Origin of the sequence: Cedecea selenatireducens (assembly GCF_042138895.1) — a bacterium.
GTDB lineage: Bacteria > Pseudomonadota > Gammaproteobacteria > Enterobacterales > Enterobacteriaceae > Cedecea > Cedecea selenatireducens.
Map to the genome: position 1 here is coordinate 190,579 of NZ_JBHIKW010000006.1, position 19,590 is coordinate 210,168.

General features: G+C 51.7%; 19 protein-coding genes. 5 read left to right on the forward strand and 14 right to left on the reverse strand.

The window, feature by feature from the left end; genetic code table 11:
• Positions 1-36: 36 nt before the first annotated feature.
• Positions 37-1,197, reverse strand: coding sequence for a glucans biosynthesis protein MdoC (gene mdoC / locus ACE38U_RS12245; protein ID WP_038473756.1), 1,161 nt, complete (start codon positions 1,195-1,197; stop codon positions 37-39).
• Positions 1,198-1,492: 295 nt separating this feature from the next.
• On the opposite strand from mdoC, the gene mdoG reads away from it, so the two are divergent.
• The 3 genes from mdoG (at position 1,493) to ACE38U_RS12260 (ending at position 5,882) form a co-directional block, all read left to right on the forward strand.
• Positions 1,493-3,028 carry a glucans biosynthesis protein MdoG gene (gene mdoG, locus ACE38U_RS12250; RefSeq protein ID WP_144244085.1) on the forward strand — a complete coding sequence of 512 codons (1,536 nt, stop codon included), beginning with the start codon at positions 1,493-1,495 and terminating at the stop codon, positions 3,026-3,028.
• Positions 3,021-5,552: a glucans biosynthesis glucosyltransferase MdoH gene (gene mdoH / locus ACE38U_RS12255; RefSeq protein ID WP_038473754.1), complete on the forward strand. Its 2,532-nt coding sequence runs from the start codon at positions 3,021-3,023 to the stop codon at positions 5,550-5,552. Before mdoG ends, mdoH begins: the two co-directional genes overlap by 8 nt.
• A gap of 108 nt (positions 5,553-5,660) precedes the next feature.
• Positions 5,661-5,882, forward strand: coding sequence for a YceK/YidQ family lipoprotein (locus ACE38U_RS12260; protein ID WP_370527394.1), 222 nt, complete (start codon positions 5,661-5,663; stop codon positions 5,880-5,882).
• A 3-nt stretch (positions 5,883-5,885) separates the two neighbouring features.
• Here the strand turns inward: ACE38U_RS12260 and ACE38U_RS12265 are convergent, their stop codons facing one another.
• Together ACE38U_RS12265 and ACE38U_RS12270 are read right to left on the reverse strand one after the other, a co-directional pair.
• Positions 5,886-6,260, reverse strand: a complete 375-nt coding sequence (locus ACE38U_RS12265) for a MysB family protein (RefSeq protein ID WP_038473752.1) — start codon at positions 6,258-6,260, stop codon at positions 5,886-5,888.
• A 310-nt stretch (positions 6,261-6,570) separates the two neighbouring features.
• Positions 6,571-7,311, reverse strand: a complete 741-nt coding sequence (locus ACE38U_RS12270; protein WP_375529828.1) for a hypothetical protein — start codon at positions 7,309-7,311, stop codon at positions 6,571-6,573.
• Between the two features lie 305 nt (positions 7,312-7,616).
• Between ACE38U_RS12270 and ACE38U_RS12275 the strand changes: the two genes are divergently transcribed.
• Positions 7,617-8,462: a hypothetical protein gene (locus ACE38U_RS12275; RefSeq protein WP_375529829.1), complete on the forward strand. Its 846-nt coding sequence runs from the start codon at positions 7,617-7,619 to the stop codon at positions 8,460-8,462.
• A 635-nt stretch (positions 8,463-9,097) separates the two neighbouring features.
• On the opposite strand, the gene mdtG is transcribed toward ACE38U_RS12275, so the two are convergent.
• Positions 9,098-10,324 carry a multidrug efflux MFS transporter MdtG gene (mdtG, locus tag ACE38U_RS12280; protein ID WP_375529830.1) on the reverse strand — a complete coding sequence of 409 codons (1,227 nt, stop codon included), beginning with the start codon at positions 10,322-10,324 and terminating at the stop codon, positions 9,098-9,100.
• Between the two features lie 148 nt (positions 10,325-10,472).
• On the reverse strand, positions 10,473-11,396 hold the full coding sequence (locus tag ACE38U_RS12285; RefSeq protein WP_375529831.1) for a Kdo(2)-lipid IV(A) acyltransferase: 924 nt from the start codon (positions 11,394-11,396) through the stop codon (positions 10,473-10,475).
• Positions 11,397-11,620: 224 nt separating this feature from the next.
• On the opposite strand from ACE38U_RS12285, the gene trhO reads away from it, so the two are divergent.
• Positions 11,621-12,673, forward strand: a complete 1,053-nt coding sequence (gene trhO, locus ACE38U_RS12290) for an oxygen-dependent tRNA uridine(34) hydroxylase TrhO (RefSeq protein ID WP_176982333.1) — start codon at positions 11,621-11,623, stop codon at positions 12,671-12,673.
• A gap of 34 nt (positions 12,674-12,707) precedes the next feature.
• Here the strand turns inward: trhO and ACE38U_RS12295 are convergent, their stop codons facing one another.
• From ACE38U_RS12295 to mdtH, 9 genes are all read right to left on the reverse strand, one after another.
• A complete protein-coding gene (locus ACE38U_RS12295) occupies positions 12,708-13,280 on the reverse strand; it encodes a YceI family protein (RefSeq protein WP_176982334.1) in 573 nt (190 codons plus the stop codon).
• A 17-nt stretch (positions 13,281-13,297) separates the two neighbouring features.
• On the reverse strand, positions 13,298-13,852 hold the full coding sequence (locus ACE38U_RS12300) for a cytochrome b (protein WP_375529832.1): 555 nt from the start codon (positions 13,850-13,852) through the stop codon (positions 13,298-13,300).
• A gap of 272 nt (positions 13,853-14,124) precedes the next feature.
• A complete protein-coding gene (locus ACE38U_RS12305; RefSeq protein ID WP_375529833.1) occupies positions 14,125-14,238 on the reverse strand; it encodes a DUF2770 family protein in 114 nt (37 codons plus the stop codon).
• Between the two features lie 46 nt (positions 14,239-14,284).
• The gene (gene solA / locus ACE38U_RS12310; protein WP_375529834.1) at positions 14,285-15,406 is read right to left on the reverse strand and encodes an N-methyl-L-tryptophan oxidase; all 1,122 of its coding nucleotides are present in this window, start codon (positions 15,404-15,406) and stop codon (positions 14,285-14,287) included.
• A 129-nt stretch (positions 15,407-15,535) separates the two neighbouring features.
• Complete coding sequence (gene bssS / locus ACE38U_RS12315; protein WP_008453527.1) at positions 15,536-15,790, reverse strand: biofilm formation regulator BssS; 255 nt, start codon at positions 15,788-15,790, stop codon at positions 15,536-15,538.
• 299 nt (positions 15,791-16,089) lie between these two features.
• Positions 16,090-16,335, reverse strand: a complete 246-nt coding sequence (gene dinI, locus ACE38U_RS12320; protein WP_038473733.1) for a DNA damage-inducible protein I — start codon at positions 16,333-16,335, stop codon at positions 16,090-16,092.
• A gap of 75 nt (positions 16,336-16,410) precedes the next feature.
• Positions 16,411-17,457, reverse strand: a complete 1,047-nt coding sequence (gene pyrC, locus ACE38U_RS12325) for a dihydroorotase (RefSeq protein ID WP_375529835.1) — start codon at positions 17,455-17,457, stop codon at positions 16,411-16,413.
• Positions 17,458-17,602: 145 nt separating this feature from the next.
• On the reverse strand, positions 17,603-18,163 hold the full coding sequence (locus tag ACE38U_RS12330; protein WP_375529836.1) for a lipoprotein: 561 nt from the start codon (positions 18,161-18,163) through the stop codon (positions 17,603-17,605).
• Between the two features lie 99 nt (positions 18,164-18,262).
• The gene (gene mdtH / locus ACE38U_RS12335) at positions 18,263-19,477 is read right to left on the reverse strand and encodes a multidrug efflux MFS transporter MdtH (RefSeq protein ID WP_038473725.1); all 1,215 of its coding nucleotides are present in this window, start codon (positions 19,475-19,477) and stop codon (positions 18,263-18,265) included.
• Positions 19,478-19,590 lie beyond the last annotated feature (113 nt).

The following is a 19,590-nucleotide window of genomic DNA, read 5'->3' on the forward strand; positions in this document are numbered from 1 at the left end:
AACAAAGGCCGGTGTTAATGACCGGCCTTTCGTGTGTTATCCAGCAAATGATTGTGGCGTAGCCGCTTTCTCCTTCGGCTTGCCTGAAAACAGGAAGCGAAGAAGCGGAATGCGCAAGTGCAGCTCATAAAGCAGCAGCGCAATGCCGACCACAAAGACCAGCCCGCTGAAGAACCCTAAGATATTGGACGTGATGTGCGGCGTAATAAACGCGCCGAAGAACAGCGTGAGCGGGTGGTGCACCAGATAAATAAACAGCGATGCATTGACGAAATAGGTTACCCGCGCTGATTTGAAGTTCAGCATTTTGTAGCCCAGCGAAAAGACCACGTTGACCATCCATAGCCCCATCAGCATGGTGATCACGCTTTCCGTTTCGTACATCCAGGCATCGCCGCTGCCGTAGCGCTGGTTTAATAAATAGGCCGCAAAGGCCAGGACGGCGCCTGCCTGGCTCCAGCGTGAAGGCGTGGTGAACAGGATCTTCAGCGAGTCGCGTTTGAAGGTCAGCGCACCGAGCATAAAGAACGGCAGATAAAACAGCGTCTGCATCACGACGAAATTAAACAGCCCGTCGCTTAATAATGGCGGGTGAATAAGAAAAATAGTTCGCCGAATAGCGGCATATAAAAGACCAAAGCCTAAGAATAAAACTGAGAGTTTTCCCAGCGTTATTGGCGAATTATTATTCTGTTCGTTTCTAATTATAAAATTATTAATTTTTTGAAACAAAACCATGCCGAGTGTGGTTAATATCACCAGCACCAGTAAAAACCACAGGTGGGAGACCAGTTCCCACACCAGCGTGTTGTATTTTTGGTAGCCCGTGAGCGTGTGCCACAGGCCTGCCTTGTCGTTGATGTATTGCAGCATCAGGAACTGAGGCAGCGTCAGCAGCGGTATGGCCGTCAGCATCGGGATGCCGACACGCTCCACGCGCACGGTCCACCAGCGTTTCAGCGGGTAGCGCAGAAATAACATGTAGGAAAAATAGCCAGAAATAACGAAGAATACCTGCATACGAAACGCGTGAATAAAGTCATTAAATAGCGTCAGGCTCGCAGAAGGCATCGCGCTATTCACGTGCCAGTGGTGGCTCGAATAGATAAGCGAAATGTGGAACGGGATGCCCAATAGCATCAACCATGCCCGGATAGAATCCAGGAAAAACTCACGTTGTTGCGGTGCTTTACTCATAATACTCCAGACATTTTCAGACTATTCGTCTTATCCTTAAGACCTTATCCCATCAGGCTAAAAGTCCAGTTCAGTCTACATATTCGTGGCAACCCTACACTAAGCATGTCATCCTGTCGCCAGGATGAACTCTTAAAGCGTAAGCAGTTGTCTTTATTTTGCTTAAACCCTGAGCCAGTACGCTGAACAAAGCAGTGATTTGGTTGTCGGAAAGCAAAACTTTCCATTAAAATGGATAGATTGATTTAAGCACACAAAGGGGGATGTGCTGGTTAATATGAAACATAAAGCAAATATGATGAAAGTGTCCTGGCTTGGCGCTGCGGTAATGTTGTCCCTTTATACCACCTCGGTTTGGGCCTTCACTATCGACGACGTCGCAAAACAGGCGAAAACCTTAGCGGGCAAGAGCTACGAAGCACCGAAAAGCAACCTGCCTTCGCAATTCCGCGACATGAAATACGCGGACTACCAGCAGATCCAGTTCAATCACGATAAAGCGTACTGGAACAACATCAAGACCCCATTCAAGCTCGAGTTCTACCATCAGGGTATGTACTTCGACACGCCGGTAACCATCAACGAAGTGACCGCCACTGCGGTACACCAGATTAAATACAATCCGGACTATTTTAACTTCGGTGATGTAAAGCACGATAAAGACACCGTAAAAGATCTCGGCTTTGCCGGGTTCAAAGTGCTCTATCCGATCAACAGCAAAGATAAGAATGACGAAATTGTCAGCATGCTCGGAGCGAGTTATTTCCGCGTGATTGGCGCCGGCCAGGTGTATGGCCTGTCCGCCCGTGGACTTGCGATTGATACTGCCTTACCGTCTGGTGAAGAGTTCCCGCGCTTCCGCGAATACTGGATTGAACGTCCGAAACCAACGGATAAAACGTTAACCCTGTACGCATTGCTTGATTCCCCACGAGCGACCGGGGCTTACCGTTTCGTTATCACCCCAGGGCGTGACACCGTGGTGAACGTGCAGTCTAAGGTTTACCTGCGTGACAAAGTGGGCAAGCTGGGCGTAGCGCCGCTGACCAGTATGTTCCTGTTTGGGCCGAACCAGCCGTCTCCAACCACTAACTTCCGCCCGGAACTGCATGACTCCAACGGTCTGTCTATCCACGCCGGCAACGGAGAGTGGATCTGGCGTCCGCTGAACAACCCGAAACACCTGGCCGTAAGCTCTTATGCCACGGAAAACCCGGTTGGTTTTGGTCTGCTGCAGCGTGGCCGCCAGTTCTCTCGCTTTGAAGATTTAGACGATCGTTACGATCAGCGCCCAAGCGCGTGGGTTGCCCCGGTAGGGGATTGGGGTAAAGGCCGGGTAGAGCTGGTTGAGATCCCAACGAACGACGAAACCAACGATAACATCGTGGCCTACTGGACGCCGGATCAACTGCCGGATCCGGGCAAAGAGATGAACTTTAAGTACACCATCACCTTTAGCCGCGATGAAGACAAAATGCATGCGCCGGATAACGCGTATGTGCTGCAAACCCGCCGCTCGACCGGCGACGTTAAGCAGTCCAACCTGATTCGCCAGCCGGACGGCACCATTGCGTTTGTCGTTGACTTTACCGGCGCAGAGATGAAAAAGCTGCCAACCGATACGCCGGTCACCGCGCAAACCAGCATTGGCGATAACGGTGAAATCGTTGACAGCCAGGTGCGTTATAACCCGGTCAACAAAGGCTGGCGCTTAACGCTGCGCGTGAAGCTGAAAGACGAGAAGAAGACGACGGAGATGCGTGCTGCGCTGGTCAACGGCGAGCAGACATTGAGTGAAACCTGGAGCTACCAGCTGCCTGCCAATGAATAAGTCTACTGAATTCTCGCCCGATTACATTGAGGCACTCCCGCTTTCTGCTGAGCAGAAGGCGGGTCTTCCTGCATCCGATCTTCAGGCGGTGCATGAGGCGCTTGACGCGCAGCATCACCACTATGAGCGTGCGGATGATTCTCCTCTTGCTTCGGTAAAAGCTCGCCTCGAGGCGAGCTGGCCTGGCTCTCTCGGCGGCGAACAGCTGATTACCGATGAGGAAGGGCGCACCCAGCTTCAGGCCATGCCGAAGGCGACGCGTGCTTCTATGTTCCCGGATCCGTGGCGTACCAACCCCATTGGCCGTTTCTGGGATCGCCTGCTTGGCCGTGAAACGAAATCTAGGTTTGCGTCAAAAGAAGAAGAGGCGTCCGAGCAGAAATGGCGTACCGTCGGCACGATCCGTCGCTACATCCTGCTGATCCTGACGCTGGCGCAGACCGTGGTCGCGACCTGGTACATGAAGACGATTCTTCCGTATCAGGGCTGGGCGCTGATTAACCCGGCGGACATGGGCGGCCAGGATTTGTGGGTCTCCTTCATGCAGCTGCTGCCGTATATCCTGCAAAGCGGCATCCTTATTCTGTTTGCCGTGCTGTTCTGCTGGGTCTCCGCCGGTTTCTGGACCGCGCTGATGGGCTTCCTGCAGCTGCTGATGGGTAAAGATAAATACAGCATTTCTGCGTCAACGGTAGGGGATGAGCCTATCAACCCTGAACACCGTACGGCGCTTATCATGCCGATTTGTAATGAAGACGTGGATCGCGTGTTTGCCGGCCTGCGTGCGACCTGGGAGTCGGTAAAAGCGACCGGGCAGCAGGCTCATTTCGACGTCTACATTCTGAGCGACAGCTACAACCCGGATATCTGCGTTGCCGAGCAGAAGGCCTGGATGGAGCTGGTGGCGGAAGTGCAGGGCGAAGGGCAAATATTCTATCGCCGCCGCCGCCGCCGCGTGAAGCGCAAAAGCGGTAACATTGATGACTTCTGCCGTCGCTGGGGCAAGCAGTACAGCTACATGGTGGTGCTGGACGCCGACTCCGTAATGAGCGGTGATTGCCTGACCAACCTTGTGCGCCTGATGGAAGCGAACCCGAAGGCAGGCATTATTCAGTCTTCGCCAAAAGCGTCCGGTATGGACACGCTGTACGCGCGCTGCCAGCAGTTCGCCACCCGAGTCTATGGGCCGCTGTTTACAGCAGGTCTGCACTTCTGGCAGTTGGGGGAATCCCACTACTGGGGCCACAACGCGATTATTCGCGTGAAGCCGTTCATCGAACACTGTGCGCTGGCGCCGCTGCCGGGTGACGGTAACTTTGCCGGGTCAATTCTTTCCCACGACTTCGTAGAAGCCGCGCTGATGCGTCGTGCCGGCTGGGGCGTATGGATTGCCTACGATCTGCCGGGCTCATACGAAGAACTGCCGCCGAACCTGCTGGACGAGCTCAAGCGTGACCGCCGCTGGTGCCAGGGCAACCTGATGAACTTCCGCCTGTTCCTGGTGAAAGGGATGCACCCGGTTCACCGCGCGGTGTTCCTGACGGGCGTTATGTCCTATCTGTCTGCGCCGCTGTGGTTTATGTTCCTTGCGCTGTCCACCGCGCTGCAGGTTGTACATGCTCTGACCGAGCCGCAGTACTTCCTGCAGCCGCGCCAGCTGTTCCCGGTCTGGCCGCAGTGGCGTCCTGAGCTGGCGATAGCGCTGTTTGCCTCGACGATGGTTCTGCTGTTCCTGCCGAAGCTGCTGAGTATCATTCTGATCTGGTGTAAGGGCTCCAAAGAATACGGCGGCTTCCTGCGCGTGACCTGTTCGCTGCTGCTCGAAGTGCTGTTCTCCGTGCTGCTGGCGCCGGTGCGCATGCTGTTCCATACCGTGTTTGTGGTCAGCGCGTTCCTCGGTTGGGAAGTGGTCTGGAACTCACCGCAGCGTGACGATGACTCCACGCCGTGGGGTGAAGCCTTTATGCGCCATGGTTCTCAGCTTCTGCTGGGTCTGGTCTGGGCCGTAGGGATGGCGTGGCTGGATCTGCGCTTCCTGTTCTGGCTGGCGCCGATTGTGTTCTCGCTGATCCTGTCGCCGTTCGTTTCCGTGCTCTCGAGCCGGGCGACCCTCGGCCTGCGCACTAAGCGCTGGAAGCTGTTCCTGATCCCGGAAGAGTATTCCCCGCCTCAGGTACTGGTAGATACCGAGAACTATCTGGAGCTGAACCGCAGCCGCACGCTGGACGATGGCTTTATGCACGCGGTGTTTAACCCGTCGTTTAACGCCCTGAGTACCGCGATGGCGACGGCTCGCCACCGTAAGAGCCTGGTGCTGGAGATTGCCCGTGACCGCCACGTTGAGCAGGCGCTGAACGAGACGCCGGACAAGCTCAACCGTGACCGCCGCCTGGTGCTGCTGAGCGACCCGATGACCATGTCGCGTCTGCATTACCGCGTGTGGGCTAATCCGGAGCGCTATTCCTCCTGGGTTGATAGCTACAACAAGCTGCAGCTTAACCCGCTGGCGCTTTCGACCAAATAACGTCGTAGCGCCCTGAAGATGCCGACCTTCGGGTCGGCATTTTTTTGCCTTTTATCCGGCGATGGTTATACTCAGCGCGATATAAACAGGAGAGCGGGTGTGGGTAAAATAATTGCGGTGCTGGTGATGGCCTTTCTGCTGAGCGGCTGCGGCAGCATTATCAGCAGAACGGTGCCGGGGCAGGGACACGGTAACCAGTACTACCCCGGCGTGCGTTGGGACGTGCGCGAAGGTGCATGGCGCTATATCACCGTGCTGGACCTGCCGTTTTCGCTGATTTTTGACACCCTGCTGCTGCCTATAGACGCCAGCCACGGGCCTTATGAGTAGCGGCTAGCGCTCATCCCACTCGTCTGCTGCCGTGCGACCCTCTTCGGTGTCCAGCGGCGGCTCGAGCTGAAACTCACCTTCGTCCCACTCGTGCAGCGTATTCTCTTCCAGCCACTCCTGGCGCAGCTCAATCTCATCGAAATCGCCGTCAAACACGCTTTGCGCCGCTTCTCCGCTGAGCATCGGCAGGCATTCACCTTCCTCGCTGTCGTCGGTAAAGAACTCGGCCTGCCACATGATGTCGCCATCCTGCAAAACGTACTTCTGGAAATTGAACTGCTCGACGCTGGCGCTCTCTTCATCCACGCTTGGGTTTTCGGCAAGATACTGCTCCCGCGCGGCATCAATGGCTTCTTCCAGGGTTGCATACATGCTCATGGGCATCTCCTTTAATCGCATCAGAATGGGCGTAAAAGAATGTATAGATGGCGATAAGAAGGCTGTCAAAGCAGACTAAAGCTGGATGGGAGGAGAGGGGAGAGTAAGTGCTTTGAAAATTTATCCGTATGGGTAAAAAGTTGTGCTGTGATAACGCATTCACTCGTAGCAAAGATAGAAGCACGTATTAAACGTGAATTGCCAGTGGGTTTTATTAGTAAGTACTAAATGAAAGATGGGTTTACAGAAACTGCCAGTCCTGAATACTTCGAACCGATGCTGGCAGTTTATGAGGAGGAGATAGCTACTACTAATCAGCCTTTTTTGAGGGTGATGTGACTGGAGTGAAGATTTCATGATAATTTTTTAGTAAAACTGGTTTTAGATGTTCAAATAGAATAGGATGAAATTCATTGGTAATCTCATTAGATATTGTAAGAACATAATGTATATTCTTTTTATTTACTTGCTCTTCTATTTCGTTACACTTATCAGTAAATATTTTTGTAGCAGAGGTGATATTGATAATGTTATTTTCGATTGCTTTATTTTTTAATGTGATATTCCACATTGGCAGTTCATAAATGAAAACCTGTAATTGAAGGTTGGTTTCTTCACATGTTTTTGTTTGCTTTACTATGTTCTCTCTTATATCACTTAATACTCTTGTTGAATTATTCTTAATACCCTCTGATTGATTGGCGAGGGCATCTATTATATCTGTTGATGATAACGTCTTACAATTTTCTAAAATAATCCTCGAAGATGTATGAATTTTAGATATTGACTCTAATATTTTTTCTGTTTGTTTAAAACCAGACTCATTAACTTTATTGTTCAGCCATTTATTAACTTTAAACGCTGACCACAAAGCTAACATGAAAGCTGACATAGCCACTAATGTTGATATACCGGGTGCCGTAACTTGTTTTGGATCTTTATAGACAATCCATTGGAATGCTACTGTTGCCAATATTCCTACGAAAAACCATGCTACATGAGATAACTGAAAATCATCACGAAGTTTCTTTGATTTAGATTTAATTTTCATTTGCCAAAAGCCAAGAAGTAAAAAGGAGAGTATTTTACTATGGACTGTTTCAGAGAACAACTACGTAAGGGTATAGCGTCAACTACTAAAAATAGTAGTAACACCTTTAAGAAGAAGATCCACAAGTTCATCGGCAAGTTTACGATAACAGATCAAGGGTATTGTGATTACGATATAGAAGAATCAAATCCATTCCTTCTAAAACGTTCCAGGAACGATTATGGACGGCGTAATGGAGTTATACGATATTTGCTTCAGTTGTTGTAAGATAAGACCTTACAGGGGATTAGGTGAAGGATTCAGTAGTGAATATGATAAAGAGAGTATTTAACTTTGTTAGGCCGTATATCTTCAGATATTACGTAGCTTTCTTTTGTGGTGGTGTCGTTTGGATGTTCATTGATGTGTACGTTACTAAAGGGATAGATGCTTCTTTTGTGTCTGCTTGTGCTGATATGGCTTTAGTAGCATTAGCACTGATGGCTGGGATACAGGCTAAAAAAATATGGCAAGAAAAATTTAAAGAAGACTCATATGGGTTTGCTAAAAAAATATATATAAAAATAAGAAAGTCAGATTCTTGTTTTGAATTGTTAAGTTCAAATCTCGACAAAACAAGAGCTTATATTGATTGCTATTCTCGTAGCATTGATATAGAGCCTGATTATGAATTTAATGGACACTTAATCAGCCCAAAAGATGATCATTATACTACAATAAAAGGATGCTCTATATGGATTTCCGAATACACAAGGATTCTTGTGTTTTCAATAAATCCGCTTTTCAAACAATATTGTAATGATTTAAATGATGACTTGATTAATTTTCAGGTAGTTGAAGGGGTTTTAATAAAAAATCAATTGATTGATATATATTTCAAGAGACTTAGCGATGTTAATCTTAATTTAAATAACTATGTGGATTTATTGGGTTCGTTTTATTCTTCTTTTGGTATTTCTTTGCTTTATAGTGAAGAATATGATGAAAAGAAATATTTAGATATGGCTTATGAAGGTGATTTCTCAAAAGTGAATGATGCTTTTTATAAATTAACTGATAGTCTGAACGAGCTTAAGGATATTAACAGCAAGGTTTCTAATAGTAGTGAGGGTTTAACAAAGTATTTTAAACTTCAGTTCAGGACTGATTAGAATTTTGTAGGAAAATTTGAAAGGTCTTCTAATAAAATGGAAGTCGATGTTTTCCCAGTATCCCCTGTGCAAAAGTCGAAAACTACTGAAACATTCACGGCAAGAATTGATTAAACACTATAATTATACGATGGATTGTGTCTTTGCACCCACTACCTTAGCATCATCACTAGATAATATAATAAACCCAAGCTTATTAACACTTTGTAATGCTACTTTTATTCCTATGTGAGAGAGGATGAGAGTGGTCGCATTATGTACAGAATAGTAGTGCATCGTGGCCTTTTAACTTAATCTTTATTTATGGTGGTGTGATAATTGTGATACTGATTGTTTATTTCAGATGAGCACTGTACATCCTTTTACTGTGAGTGAAATTGTTGGGATCTTGGCTGTAGTTGATGGGGTAGTGGTGTAACGGGTAGGGATGCTGCGTGGACAAACCCGTTGACTGGATTGAGTTTTACGCAGAAAAAAATCACACCACCTTTTCCAGATGTATTTCACTTTACTCTGCTTCCAGGGTTGCATACATGCTCATGGGCATCTCCTTGTGGCAAAGGTCAGGGAGCGGCTGCTCCGTTACGATTTCCAGTTAATTGTTGACGCTGTTGGCAAAGATGCAAGTCTGAGATTTACTCTCCCGGAATACGGACTCGTTCGGCGGGCTGGCGCAGGGTCATCCACGAATAAAGCGCGTTAAACAGCACGACGCTGGCGGTGACCAGGAACACGGTGCGAAAGCCGTAGCTCGCGGAAACGGCGGCCCCGAGCAGCGGGCCGGTGACGTTGCCGATATCACGAAAAGACTGGTTATAGCTGAAGATACGGCCTGAGATTTGGTTCGAAGAGTTGTAGACCAGCAGCGTTTGCACGGCGGGTAACAGCGCCCCGTCTGCGGCCCCTAATAAGAAACGTAATATGCCGAGCTGCCAGGTATTTTGCACCAGCGACATGGGAATAAGCAGCAGGACGGAGATAACCAGCGCGCCGATAAGGATCTTCTCTGGCCCGATACGATCCCCCAGCTTGCCCAGCCGTGGGGCGCTGATCAACGCCGCAACGCCGGGCACGGAAGCAATCATCCCGCTAATAAACGCCAGGTTACTGACGTTACCGGCCAGGTCGCGTACATAGAGGGTAAGAATGGGTGCGATAGAGCCGGTCGCCACCTGAATAATCATTGTGGTGACAAACAAGCTCAGCACCAGGCGCGGATTTTTCAATGAGGTCAGTACCTGGCGCACATGCAGCATGTCTTTTTTGGAAACCGGGGTGAACGACTCGCGAATAAAGAACAGCGTCATCACAAAGCACAGGAACAGCACCAATGAGGTGATAAAGAACACCGAGCGCAGCCCGTAGTTATCCGCCATCAGGCCGCCCATCAGCGGGCCAAGCAGCGCGCCGCTGACCGCACCCGTGGACAGCGTGCCAAGCGCCCAGCCGCTTTTATGGCGCGGGATCTGGGTGGCTATCAGCGCGTTAGCGTTAGGCACAAACCCGCCGAGCAGGCCGAGCAGGGCCCGTAGCGCCAGGAATTGCCAGATATTCTGCGCCAGCCCCATAAACAGCATGACGATAGACATGCCGAGCGCGGAACGCAGCAGCATCAGTTTTCGACCCTTACGGTCGGCAAGTCCGCCCCAGAAAGGCGAAGCCACGGCGGAAAACAGGAAGGTAATGCTGAAGACTAACCCGGACCACATATTGAGCTGGCTGTGGCCGGTGACGCCGAGCTGCTCGACGTAGAGCGGGAGGAAGGGCATCACCAGGCTGAAGGCCGCGCCGGTCAGGAAGCAGCCAACCCAGACGACGGCCAGATTACGCTTCCAGTTGATAGTGCTGTCAGGGGGAGTCATACCGCTCCGAAGTTGCCAGTGCCAAAAAGAGAGGGAATTATTACTCTGCTAATTATGCGCCTGTTGGCATTGGGCTGGCAAATCGAAGGGCTTTTTCGATCAAACGCACGGTAATAAAAAGCCGCCTGTTACGGCGGCTATTGCGCGATTATTGGTAGCGGTCTGGCATCCCTTCCGGGCGTGTCTTGAAGCGGCGGTGTAGCCACATGTACTGCTCCGGGGCCATCATGATGCACTTCTCAACGATTGTATTCATCCAGCGGGCGGTTTCTGCCGGGCTTTCAAGCGGCGGGTTCAGCTCAGGCTGGATAATCGTCAGCTCGTAGCCTTTGCCGTTTGGCAGTCGGCGCGGCACAAACGGCACGGCGCAGGCCCCGGAGAGCTTGGCCAGCGTGTAGGTTCCCGTGGTGGTGGCCGCTTGTTCAACGGCGAAGAACGGCACAAACTCGCTGCCGCGTGGGCCGTAGTCGTGGTCAGGTGCGTACCAGATGATGTCGCCATTTTTTAGCGCGCGGATCATGCCTTTCAGATCTCTGCGGTCAATCATGCTCTTATTGGAGCGCATCCGCCCCCAGGTTTGCAGCCAGTCCAGCAGGGGGTTGTCATTTGGCCGATACACGCCGATACCTGGGGTTTTAATGCCGAAAATACGGGCACCCAGCTCCAGCGTCAGAAAGTGAATACCAATCAGCAAAATACCCTGACCGGTTTTCTCGATGCCTTTAACGATGTCGACACCTTTGTAGTGGCACCATTTGTTGATGCGCTCGGTAGACCAGAACCAGGCCATGCCGGTTTCAATCAACCCCATGCCGACGGACTCAAAGTTGGCGACCACCATTTGCTCGCGTTTTTCCGCACTCATGTCCGGGAAGCAGAGTTCAAGGTTGCGGTAGGCTATTTGTGAGCGGCGTTTCATCAGGCGTTTTGCCAGCCGGCCCAGCCCGCAGCCAATGCGATAAAGTACCGGGTATGGAAGCTGTACAAGCAGGTATAAAAAGCCAATACCCAGCCATGTAGGCCAGTATCGCGGGTGCAATAATGCACGGGAGAATTGCGGTAAGTTCGTCATGTAAAACCTTTGTGACGGCAATTGCCGGATCTTCTAATCATTCCATTGTGACATTTTTTGACGCGCAGCCAAAATAAGCGCGGGCAGAGTGCCTGATTTTTCGCCGATTGTTGTTGTTTTTCTCGATGAGTGAGCAAAATGTAGCGTAAAACGCGGGGATGTAAATAAACGTTATTTGCTTTATGATGCAGCCCACTTTTTTTCAACGATTGCGAGCGAACACCATGCCAGTGTTACACAACCGCGTATCGAATGAGGAGCTGCGCGAGCGCATGCTTGCCGAAACCGAGCCGCGCACGACTATCTCATTCTACAAATACTTCACTATTGAACAGCCGCAGGCCACGCGTGATGCACTTTATCAGCTGTTTTTGAGCCTCAACGTTTTTGGCCGCGTCTATCTGGCGCATGAAGGGATTAACGCTCAAATAAGCGTCCCGGAAAGCCGTGTTGATGCCTTCCGCGAGGCGCTTTATGCCTTCCATCCGGCATTCAATAATTTGCGCCTGAATATTGCCCTTGAGGATGACGGGAAATCCTTCTGGGTGCTGCGCATGAAGGTGCGCGAACGCATCGTCGCCGACGGCATTGATGACCCCACGTTTGACGCAAGCGACGTAGGCGAATATCTAAAAGCGGCGGATGTTAACGCCATGCTCGACGACCCGAGCGCGGTCTTCATCGATATGCGTAACCATTACGAATATGAAGTGGGGCATTTCGAGGACGCTCTCGAGATCCCGGCGGATACCTTCCGTGAACAGCTGCCGAAAGCCGTGGATATGATGCAGGATGACAAAGATAAGAAAATTGTCATGTACTGCACCGGCGGGATCCGCTGCGAAAAAGCCAGCGCCTGGATGCGCCATAACGGCTTTAAAAACGTTTACCACATTGAAGGTGGGATCATTGAGTACGCGCGTCGTGCGCGTGAACAAGGTTTGCCGGTGCGTTTTGTCGGGAAAAACTTTGTCTTCGATGAGCGAATGGGGGAGCGCATCTCTGATGATGTGATTGCCCACTGCCACCAGTGCGGGACGCCGTGCGACAGCCACACCAACTGCAAAAATGACGGCTGCCACCTGCTGTTTATTCAGTGCCCGGCCTGTGCGGAGAAATTCTCTGGCTGCTGCAGCGAAGTTTGCCGTGAAGAGCTGGTGTTGTCTCCGGAAGAGCAGCGCCGCCGCCGCGCGGGTCGTGAAAACGGGAATAAGATCTTCAATAAGTCTCGCGGCATGTTGAATACCACGCTCGGTATTCCCGATCCTGAGAAGTAATCGCTATCCCCCGGTTTGCCGGGGGATTTGCTTTTTACTGGCGTATACCTTCAACAGAGATAATCAGGTCAACGTCCTGTGAAGCTGGCCCTAAATCCTGAGTAATGTTGAAGTCCTTCAGCTTGATTTTCCCTTCGGCTTCAAAGCCTGCACGCACGCCGCCCCACGGGTCATCGCCCTGACCAATCAGCTTAGCCGCCAGCGTCACTGGCTTCGTCACGCCGTTCAGCGTCAAATTGCCGGTAATATTCAGCTTCTCGCCGTCTTTCTTCACTTCCGTTGAGGCGAAAGTGGCCTGCGGGAACTTCGCTACATTAAGGAACTCTGCGCTGCGCAGGTGTTTGTCGCGCTCGGCATGGTTAGTGTCAACGCTGGTGGTATTGATGGTGACGTTCACTTTATCCGCCGCAGGATTTTTCTCGTCGAAGGTAAAGCCGCCGTCAAAATCACGGAAGGTACCGTACAGCCAGCTATAGCCGAGGTGTTGAATACGGAAATTCACAAACGCGTGCTGACCCTGTTTATCAATTTTATAGTCAGCGGCGACGGCCGAGCCGGTGGTAAATAACAGAGCGCTTAAGGTGGCTCCCAGCAGGATTTTCTTCATTGTCTTACTCTCCATAGTTAACGGGATGCTTTCCCCAGCATGCGCTTGAGGGTGGCATCTTTATCTAGAAAATGATGTTTCAGGGCGGCCAGGGCGTGCAGCAGGGAAATAATCACCACGCCCCAGGCAAGCCAAAGGTGAACGGTGCCGGCGAGATCGGCCTGAGCGCCGAAGTCCGTTAGCGTAGCGGGCACCTCGAACCAGCCAAAGACGCTAACAGGTTTGCCGTCAGCCGTTGAAATCAGATACCCGCTCAGCAAAATGGCGAACAATAATGCGTACAGCAAAATATGAGCGATAAGTGCACCGATCCGCGTCAGGCGTGAATAGCTTTTTAGCGGAGGTGGTGGTGGAGAAATAAAGCGCCAGACAATACGTATCACCAGCCCGAGCATCAACAATATGCCGATGCTTTTATGTATTTCCGGGGCCTTATGGTACCAGACGTCGTAATAGCCCAGCGTGACCATCCACAGTCCGAGGGCAAACATGCCATACACCGTCGCGGCGACCAGCCAGTGAAGCAGAACCGAAAGGTGTCCATAGCGTTCGGGTGAGTTTCGCCATTGCATATTTATGCGTCCATGTATTCCCAATGAAGGTAAAACATAGGCGTTCTGTTAACGTCAGATCAACATAAATATTCCCTTTTGGGCATATATTTATTGTATGTCTATTTTTTTGAATAACACCGGGGGAATGCATTCAGTAGAGGCGAATAAATATAAAGTTAATATCATGATGTGGCGGTGGTAATTATTTATTCAAATTGAATTATTTGCCGTAAAACTATATTTAATTAATTTTGTGTCAGTATTTGTCAATATAACCAGAGGGTCGCTAATTAATAAAAATAGATATAAGCCACATCGAGCAGCGCAAGAATTGCCCAGAGAATGAGATACAAAATAAAATGCTCGCGGATATTATGGGTTAAAAATTGTATGAAGCGAATCATGGTGGCCCCGGAGTAAAAGTGGCGGAAGTGCCCGCCACCCTGGATGTTACGCCGTTTTGAAACGAGAGAGTAGGAACGGAGATAAATCGAACGTAGGTTTTTGCCCCAGGGCAAACTGGCAGGCAATTTCGCCCAACACCGAGGCGAATTTAAAGCCGTGTCCGCTCAGCCCGGTGATTATCAGGGTGTTGTCGTGGCCGGGAAGGGTATCGATGATGAAGTCTTCATCCGGCGAGTTGTCGTAGGTGCAGGCTTTGCCATGCAGGCAGCAGCCGATCCCCGGCAAAAACTCACGCAGGAAGGGGAATACCTCAGCGCCGTCGCTGGCGACAGCGCCAAACGGCTTCCGCTGTTCGGGGGAATCAATCAGCTGCCCGCCGTTATGTTTGCCGAGCTTCAGCTCGTTATCTTCGGCCGGGAAGCCGTAGTACTGGTCCCCGTTCGGCGTTTCTGCCGTAAAAGCAGGGAACTTGTTGTTCTCGCTGTAGCGGCCGTCCGCCTGGTGCCAGGCAAAGATCTTGCGTACCGGCGTGACCGGAAGCTCCGGCAGCAGTTTGGTCACCCAGGTCCCGGCGCTGATCAGCAGCTTGCTGCCATGATACTCGCCTTCTTCGGTTACCACCGTCACGCCGTCGTCGCCGTGGCGGATATCCGTGACTTTGCAGTTAAACAGCTGGGCGCTGCCGCCCTGTTTCGCAAGGTTGATGTACGTCTCGATGGCAAGCTCGCTTTTCAACACGCCGGAGTCTGGTTCAAACAGGCCAACGTAGTTTTCCGGCAGCGCAATCTCCGGCCAGCGGGCGGTTACCGCTGCGGCATCCAGCGTTTCAAGCTGTAGGGAGAATTTCTCGGCGCTGGAGGCGACGTTGCGAATAAACGGAGAGTCGGCTGGCCCAAGGTTGATAACCCCGGTGCGGTGGAACAGCTTTTCACCGCTGGTTTCGGCCAGCGCGTCCCACAGTTTTTGCGCGCGCAGCACCAGGGGGACATATTTCTCGCCTTCGCCATACGCATGGCGCATAAGGCGGGAATCGCCGTGGTGGCTGCCCTGGTCGTGAGGGGGGTGGCCACTGTCAATCATCAGTACCTTCAGACCCGAGTGTGTTGCATAGCAGCCTGCGGCGGCACCGATCGAGCCGCTGCCGACGATGATGAGGTCGTAGTTCATAAGCTTTTCTCTGTGGAAAATTATCTATAGCAGGGTAATTAATTCGCCGGGACGATGCAATTAACGCGGAAGCTTAAAATAAAAAAGGCACCCCGTTGGGTGCCTGTGGCTATTGTTAAGCATCGGTCATCAATGCTTGCGATAATCGCTTTCCTGGTAATCACTGGATTCAATTTTGGCGATTCCGGCCTCAAGAATTGAAATAAATTGCCGGGCGACATCGGTAGTCAGCCAGAGCGTCTGGCCGATCTCGGTTTCATCGTGCTTCTGATTATTGGATGTCAGGTAGTGCAGGCGCAGCATCATGGCGTCGTAGCTGTCGACGGTGCTGATGTCCCATCCGACGAGGGGATGAGTCTGAATAACATCACTATTTTTTTCCATCATAACCCCTTTTATTCGTGTTTAAAGACAACGGCTAGCGAGGTTCATGCGTGATTTATCGTGAAGCGAGTTAAGTATATCAATAATACGGCTTACCGGGGGGCGAAATAATTACCTGGTAACACTTTTTCCGCATCATTTAGGAAAAATGAACAATAAATCGACAGGCCATGCTGAGTTTATAGAAAGAAGAGGCGAGATTTGTGCCTGGAAGGGTAAAAAATAATCAGAAGAAAGAACGGAAATAAAAAAACCGGATGGCGACACCCGGCAAAAAAGTACCAACATAATTGAGGGTATTAGTCGGCAGAAAACCAATCGTCAGCGCTTTCCCAGGTTTCCTGGAGGATCTCGCTGATTCGCGTTTTATCTTCTTTGGCACCGCCCAGCACGGACAGGTTGTTGCCGGAGGCATAACGCACCTGAACTTCGCTGCTGGTGTCCGGGAAATGCTGATTGATACGGCGGGAAAGCTCATTGGCAAGGGCGTCGATAGCCCCGGCTGGCAACGGTGTGGTTTTGGCTATAGTCACTTCAATACGCATAACGACCCCCTGTACAATATACTGGATATTTATACAGGTTAAATTTCCAGTAAGCAACAGGGGGCGTTGAAAAATTTAGCCTTTAACCGACCAGGTGACGTCCTCTCCGGCGAGGAACGGGACGATGCTGTCGTCACCGGCTTCAATCAGCTCCGGCATTTTCTCGGCAATGCGTACCAGCTCGATACTGTCTTCATTCACCGGCAGGCCGTAGAAACGTGGGCCGTTCAGCGAGGTGAAAGCCTCGAAGTGCTGCAGCGCATTCATTTCTTCAAACACCGTGGCATAGGCGCCCAGCGCGGACGGCGCGTTAAAGCAGCCTGCGCAGCCGCAGCTTGTCTCTTTGCGATGGCGCGAGTGCGGCGCGGAGTCGGTGCCGAGGAATACGCGATCACAGCCGCTGGCAACCAGCTCGCGCAGGGCATCCTGGTGAACGCTACGCTTCAGAATTGGCAGGCAGTAAAGGTGTGGCCGGATGCCGCCCACCAGCATGTGGTTGCGGTTAAACATCAGGTGCTGAGGCGTGATGGTCGCCCCAATCAGCGAGTTGCCTTCCTTCACATACTGGGCCGCATCTTTGGTGGTGATGTGTTCGAACACGACCTTCAGTTCCGGCAGCTGGCGGCGCAATGGCTCCATGACGGTTTCGATAAAACGCGCTTCGCGATCGAAAATATCGATGTCAGCATGGGTGACTTCGCCGTGCACCAGCAGCGGCATGCCAATTTTTTGCATGCGTTCAAGCACCGGCATGATAGCGGCAGTACTGGTGACGCCGTGAGCTGAGTTGGTGGTGGCATTGGCCGGATAAAGCTTGGCGGCGGTAAACACGCCTTCATTAAAACCGCGCTCAATTTCGTTAGGGTCGAGCGTGTCGGTCAGGTAGCAGGTCATCAGGGGTTCGAAGTTTTGACCGGCCGGAACGGCATCAAGAATGCGCTGACGGTAAGCGACCGCCGCTTCCACGCTGGTAACAGGAGGCGCAAGATTGGGCATCACAATCGCGCGGGCATACGTCTGGCTGGTGTAAGGCACCACGGTTTTCAGCATATCACCATCGCGAAGGTGGATATGCCAGTCATCTGGGCGGCGGATTTTTAATACCTGAGGTAATGCGGTCATGAATGTGCTCCGGCGTGAGAGGGAAAATCAGTCATCAAGGGCTGGTTTTATGCCGGGCACTAAGGATAAGGGGAAACGTTATCGTTTGCACCACTTATGTTGTACAAAACTCTCAGAGCAGAAAACTGCCCTGAGAGGGAGGCTATCAGTCCGTTAAAGGAATGATTATTTCACCGGGCTTCACTTCAATGCCTTTGGCATATTTCTTCGCCAGTGACTCGCCTTTGCTGCGATCTTCACTCAGGACATAGGCCGGTTGCTGATTGAAGTAGCTGCGCAGAGACTGATTCAGGTAAGGCACGATGGTTTGCAGCACGGTTTGCATTTTTTGCGGCTCAACCTGAGCATCCACCACTTCCATTTCCTGCAGGTAGATAGCGCCTTGTTCTTTATTGAACACCGGCAGCGCTTTCAGCTTCAGCTTCAGGGTGGCTTTCTGATTGCCAAACAGCGACGTCATGTCCAGATTGGCGTCGCCGGTCAGGGTGACTTTATTCGGCTCTTCCCGCCCAATCTGGCTGACTAAGTTGGTTAACACTACGTGGGCATCTGCCACGCCGGGCAGGCCAATGTTTTTTGCGAAGTTATTGTGTTTTTCCAGCGACTGGTTGATCTCCTGTTCACTCACGCTGTACTGCGTTAACTGGTTGCATCCTGACAGCAGGCCGCTAAGCATCAATGCTGCGGCAAAAACAATCTTCTTCATAGGCTTCCTCAAAATAGCGGCTCCAATGCCGTGCCTTGCGTTAATCAGCATAATGCGGCCCGGCGTTAGCGGCTACAGGAAAAAGATGAAAGGGGGGATTTACCCCTGGCCACCGGGCTCGAACATCGTCGGTTCAACCGGTTTGAGGCTGAACTGCCACCAGAGCGCGGCAAGGGTAATACAGCCGATAATCCCGAGCATCGCCCAGGGCAGCTCCGGCTGCTGCAGCGCTTTCCCCGCATCAAACAGCCAGCCGCCGCCGGTATAGCCCAGCGCGCCGCCCAGCGACAGCCCTAAACGGCTGAACCCCATATAGCTGCCTCGCGCGCGGGCATCGGCCAGCGAGGCGCTCAGCGTTTCCCTGGCGGGCTCGGCAATAATCGAGCCGATATAGAAGGTACAAATCAGGGCAAAAAGCTGCTGTAAGCTCGAGGTAAGGCCAATAGGCATCAGGCTGACCGTCATCAAAACCAGCCCGGCCATCAGGCGTTGCTCAAGGCGGAAGCGCTTTTCGCTCCAGCGGGCGATAGGGTAGAGCAGCGTCAGCGAAAGCGCCGCTTCAATGGCGTACATCCATTTCACCGCCGATGCGGTACCGGCTATATCGTTCACCATCAGCGGCAGCATTAGCATGACCTGCACCGCAAGCATGTAATAGCCGGTTAGCGTCAGCACATAGGTAATAAAGCGTTTGTCGCGGAATACGCGCCCCATGCCTTCACGCATTGGCGTGCGGATGGTCGAAAGCTTATAGGCAGGAAGCAGCCAGGCGTTAAGCGCTGCGCACAGCACGAACATCACCGCACCCACGGCGCACACCAGGCGGAAATCATACTGCAGCAGCCAGCTCCCCAGCAGGGCGCCGATAACCGCGCCAGCGCTGTCCTGCATCATCAGTATCGAGAAGAAGCGGCCCCGGTGTTGAGGGCGAACCAGTTTGACGACCAGCGCCGAGCGGGGAGGGTCAAACAACGTCCCGCCGATGGCGGAGAGCAGGCACGAGAGCCACAGCATCCACGGTTCGGTGGCGATCCCCATGGTGGCAAACCCGGCGGCGCGCAGCAGCATGCCGGTGACGATCATCGGTTTAGCACCGAGCCTGTCGGCAATAGCGCCGCCAAAGACGCCCAGCCCCTGCTGGATAAACTGACGCAGACCCAGGGCAATCCCGACCATCAATGCGGCCCAGCCTAACTGGTCAACGAAGCGGATGGAAATCAAAGGGAAGACAACGAAAAAGCCCAATACCACTAACATGTTATCAAGCAGCAGGAAATATTTACCCAGGCTCCTTGCCTGCGCCACCCGGGACATCTCCCCTCCAGGGAACTTAATTAAACGTGACAGAGACTTATTCTCGCCTGCCGTCCGAGCTTTTGACACAAGGTGCAGGACAATATTTTTTTATCGTGCAACGAGTTTGATTT